This window comes from Paeniroseomonas aquatica, from assembly GCF_030409335.1.
Lineage (GTDB): Bacteria > Pseudomonadota > Alphaproteobacteria > Acetobacterales > Acetobacteraceae > Belnapia > Belnapia aquatica.
In genome coordinates, this window is sequence record NZ_JAUFPN010000093.1 from 1 (window position 1) to 4,137 (window position 4,137).

2 protein-coding genes, 3 pseudogenes and 1 other annotated feature are annotated in these 4,137 nt (G+C 59.3%); of the genes and pseudogenes, 2 read left to right on the forward strand and 3 right to left on the reverse strand.

Annotation, left to right across the window (positions count from 1 at the left end; translation table 11 throughout):
- A partial coding sequence (locus tag QWZ14_RS08710; protein WP_456307230.1) for a hypothetical protein occupies positions 1 to 1,018 on the forward strand: 1,018 nt, incomplete at its 5' end.
- Positions 1,019 to 1,573: 555 nt separating this feature from the next.
- Positions 1,574 to 1,691, reverse strand: a sequence feature (AL1L pseudoknot).
- 118 nt (positions 1,692 to 1,809) lie between these two features.
- Here the strand turns inward: QWZ14_RS08710 and QWZ14_RS08715 are convergent.
- Together QWZ14_RS08715 and QWZ14_RS08720 are read right to left on the reverse strand one after the other, a co-directional pair.
- A pseudogene (locus tag QWZ14_RS08715) lies at positions 1,810 to 1,956 on the reverse strand (IS3 family transposase); the annotation flags it as partial.
- Between the two features lie 75 nt (positions 1,957 to 2,031).
- Positions 2,032 to 2,757, reverse strand: a complete 726-nt coding sequence (locus tag QWZ14_RS08720; protein ID WP_290316246.1) for a family 16 glycosylhydrolase — start codon at positions 2,755 to 2,757, stop codon at positions 2,032 to 2,034.
- 711 nt (positions 2,758 to 3,468) lie between these two features.
- Here QWZ14_RS08720 and QWZ14_RS08725 point away from each other — a divergent pair.
- A pseudogene (locus QWZ14_RS08725) lies at positions 3,469 to 3,644 on the forward strand (transposase); the annotation flags it as partial.
- A 275-nt stretch (positions 3,645 to 3,919) separates the two neighbouring features.
- On the opposite strand, the pseudogene QWZ14_RS08730 reads toward QWZ14_RS08725, so the two are convergent.
- A pseudogene (locus QWZ14_RS08730) lies at positions 3,920 to 4,033 on the reverse strand (transposase); the annotation flags it as partial.
- Between the last annotated feature and the right edge of the window lie 104 nt (positions 4,034 to 4,137).

Genomic DNA, 4,137 nt, shown 5'->3' on the forward strand with positions numbered 1-4,137 from the left:
CGACAGCAATCTTTACGTCACCGGCATCACCTACAACGGCAAGGCACTGGCCGACGGCACCGCCGATCTGATGAGCAATGGGCCGGTCGACTTCTCTTTCACCGAGGCTGCGCCGGTCACCCCTCCTCCCCCCGTCAACAGCGGCACCGCCCTGATCCCAGCCCTCTTCGGTACCCCCGGCACCTGGGGCCAAGCCGCCCAGGTCTGGTCCGGCCAGCTCGACTTCGGCGGCGACAGCTACCAGACCTTCGGCGCTAACCCCGCCTGGGGCAATCTCTCCACCGTCCAGCTCGCGCCCAAGGCCTGGGACGCCACCTGGGACACCCAGATCGCCGTCGACAATTTCGTCACCGCCAACCTCGACCTCCGCGCCGCCGGCACCCGCGACCTGGATGTTATGGTGGTCAGCGCTCAGAATGGCGTCGTCCAGCTCGGCAACGGCAACGACACCGTCACCTGGGTCGCCCAGAGCAATGCCGGCATCGCCGGCAACAACTTCACTATCAAGACCGGTGGCGGCGACGACGTCGTCCAACTTACAGCCGCCGGCCTCTCGTCGCTCGCCGACTATGACAAGACCGGCAACGGCAGCCTCTACAACGCCGGTTACGACGGCACCGGCTCCAATGCCCATGTCACCCTCGGCGCCGGCCACGACACAGTCACCACCGAAGGCGGCGTCCGCCTCGTACTAAACGGCGGCGCAGGCTTCGCCACCGCGACCGGCGGCAAGGCCAACGACCTTTTCTACGCCGGCTCCGGCGGCGGCGACTTCACCGGCGGCGCCGGCCGCGACACCTTCATCTTCGAGAAGGGCGACGGTCACGTCACCGTGCAGGACTTCACCGCCGGCACCGACCGCCTAAAGTTCACCGGTCTGACCAAGGCCGACATCTATACCGCCACTGCCACCGAAGCCGGTGTCGCCGGCCTGCTTGTCACTTACGACGCCGACGGCGACAGCGTCTTCCTCGCCAATGTCAGCAAGATCAACGCCAGTGACATGATCTTTGCCTGAGCAACAGCGCTATCTCCAGCAATCCGTCCGCAACCTGGGCACCAAGCCCAGGCTCTTGGCTTAATCTTCCATGCTGAAAAGGCACATCTGGAGGCGAAGTAGCCTCGCATCGTCCGCGGACGAGTCTACAACTATTAAACTGATCGATAATGCTCACGCTGATTAGGACAAGCAGTGTCAACGGGGCCGCGGCCATGACAGCGGACAGTGACCCGCCCCAGGTCTGCTGGAAGCCGGTGAGCTTGAGACAGGCCGCCAGCGCAACCTCCTGCTGAGCGCATAGTAGCGAGCTTCGGCCTTGGCCGGCGGGATGTTACCGATCGGCTTGAGGAGACGACGGATGGTGTATCAGCCCACCCATCTCACGCGTTCCACCGTGCAGCAGACTACCACAGTCCTCCCAGCCAACCGCCATCAGACCTTGCGGGCACCGCAGACATCGAAGTTGGCCGCATGTACCTCTCGAATCTGCGTTGTGAGTTCCAAGTCCTGTTGGACTTGAGGCGAGGCTCGCGCTGGATCGGCACGCAGCGTGACACAAGCATGGTAGGCCAGCGAACCGATTCACAGCACCCCATAGATCAACTCAACCCCGTAGACTTAGCGGTGATCGTCGATGAAGGCGATCATAAGTTTTGATCGGTGGCCGAACTGCGCCATCGCGAAATATGCCGACACCTGCTGCAGCACGTGGACCTTGCACCCCAGCGCCTTAACGCGTTCCTACTCCTCCATCCTCGCGCCAAGCCACTGGCTTGCATCTCGTTCAGGCCCGCCTCACCCCGCGTCTGGAGCGTCTCGGACGTGCAGCCGATCTTGGCCGCGATCGAACCGATCGCGGCCCACTGAGAGACATGGCCGCCCCCGTGGTCCAGCACCATCCGTACCGCCCACTGTCGGACCTCAGGCAAAAACCGGTCCGACGTATTCTTTGTCATGGCCCCATCCCCTTAACGGTAGAGGCTTCCAGCGAACCAGGGCAGTTTACAGGCTACATGCCCCACCGGTTCGATTTAGAGAAACCACTGGCCTGTCGCTTCAAAATTCGCAGTAACTGTGGCTGCGAGAGCGTCCCAGTCAACATAACCAGTGTCCGCCGCTGCAATGCTGGTTACTGCAGCACTCGTTGCGACGTCAAAACTTGATGCAACCGAGGTGACGACGGATGCAACCTGTTCGCCGAGCGGCGTAAACTGAATGTTTGAGACGGTGATAGAGGTGGCCGAATTATTATTCAATACACCAATAGTGTTATTCATTCCGCCATTATCAAAATCAGCCGGGATGTTTTCCGTAAAAGATCCCATTTCTTTGCTATCAACCTTAAAGCTGATCTTGCCAGGCTCCCAGACCATTGTGTAGTCATGGAATTGACCACTGCTGACACCATCGTAAACAATTGTTTGGTAGGCGTCACTACCGTTGTTGTTCCAATGAACAGTGCCATACTGGCGGCCCGAGCCGTCCGGGGTGATTTCTACCATGTTAAATTCTTGGCCTGGCCATTGATTGTCGCCTGGCCAAAGGATGACGGCAGGACCAGGCTGGTTACCATCTACCTTCGCGGTAACGGTATACGTGCCATAGCCGTGGCCCGCATCAGGACCGGTTGCCCACTCCATCATAGAGGCGGAACCACTCAGGGTGACGGCGCCATTGACCGGTGCAGGGACATTCCAGGCGTTACTAAGCGAGCCCAGATCTTTGTCCAAGGTATTGGTAACTGCATCGTTGGACATACTGATGTTCCATTCTGTAGCTTGTCGCGCGACACGACACGCTGCCATCGCTGGCATCGTATTGGTTTATGCGGCATGGTGGGCTGCTACAGCCCTCAGGCGCTTGACGCTTGCACCTGTCCAGCGACCGAGTACGTCGGCATCGCTTTCACCTGAGCTTCAACGGTGCTTTCACACGTTTGCGCTCTGAATGAGCAAATTAGGCAGATATTCCCGGAACCCACCCATCATTGGGAAATAACGCTGAAGATATCTCACAAGAGAACCAACAGCAAAATCTCTAAACGGAATGAACCCGGTAATGTTTAGCAGGAAACACCAAGCAATATTTCGCTTATTTCCTTTCTTATAGATTCAGTGGCAACTGATAGGCGTCAACAGGAATATGACTACGGGAATTTCTAACCCGAACAAGGCTTGTATTTTTTAAAAATTACTGAAGCAAAATTCATGTGGGTTGAGCTTGGTGGCGGTCGAGTGGCACGGCCATTCAGCTCTGCACTCACAAATCGAGGCAGGTGGCTCTCCGGCACCCCGCCGGCTAGGTCGTGCCCCCGGGCGTGGTGTAGGAGATTGCCACCGTAATGGTGGCGGCCATCGTGGTGGTCCTTGGGTAAGGTTGGGTTGTCGAGACCTGCACCCCGAATCTTGGACAGCCACGATGATTAGGTGGACGGCCCCCGAGCGGCATCCACGCCCCATGATGGGCCCCAGGCCCGGCCGCTCGAGCCGGTCTACCCACTGGTGTTCTTTGACGCTTTGCGGGTGAAAATCCGCGACGAGGGGCTGGTCCGCAACAAGGCGTCCACATCGCACTCGGGGTTCGCGCCGATGGCACCAAGGAAATCCTTGGCCTTTGGCTCGGGCAGAATGAGGGCGCCAAGTTCTGCCGCAACACTTCCTCGACCAGCGCCAGCTTCTGCTCCAGCGTCCAACGGCGACGCCGTGCCACGACGCTGATGACCTCACCCACTCGACCATCCGGCACCGACCTTACCGCTAGGCTTAAGGGCGGCGACGAACGCTTACGCCATCCAACAGCCAAGCAGATCAGCCTGCAGCGCTGCTAGGCAGCCGACGGTGGGCGCTTACTCCGGAAGCTCCATGTTCCAGACCGAACCAGCATGTTTAGGACCGCAAAGGGAGGGAGGGCCCAGAACGGCCGCTTACCGTTGAACACCTCACGCAGCGCGTGCTCACACTGCCCGGCCTCCTCGGGCATCAAGGTCAGGTAGGGCGCGACCAAAGCCCATTCGTCATCGGACACATCAGACAGTACGGCTTGTGGGCATTCATGCCCACAAGCCTGATTGTTACCCAGGTAACGGTCTATAGCAGCCTCTAGCAGGCTGCTGAAAAGCGGGGCCAGAAAGCGGCCGG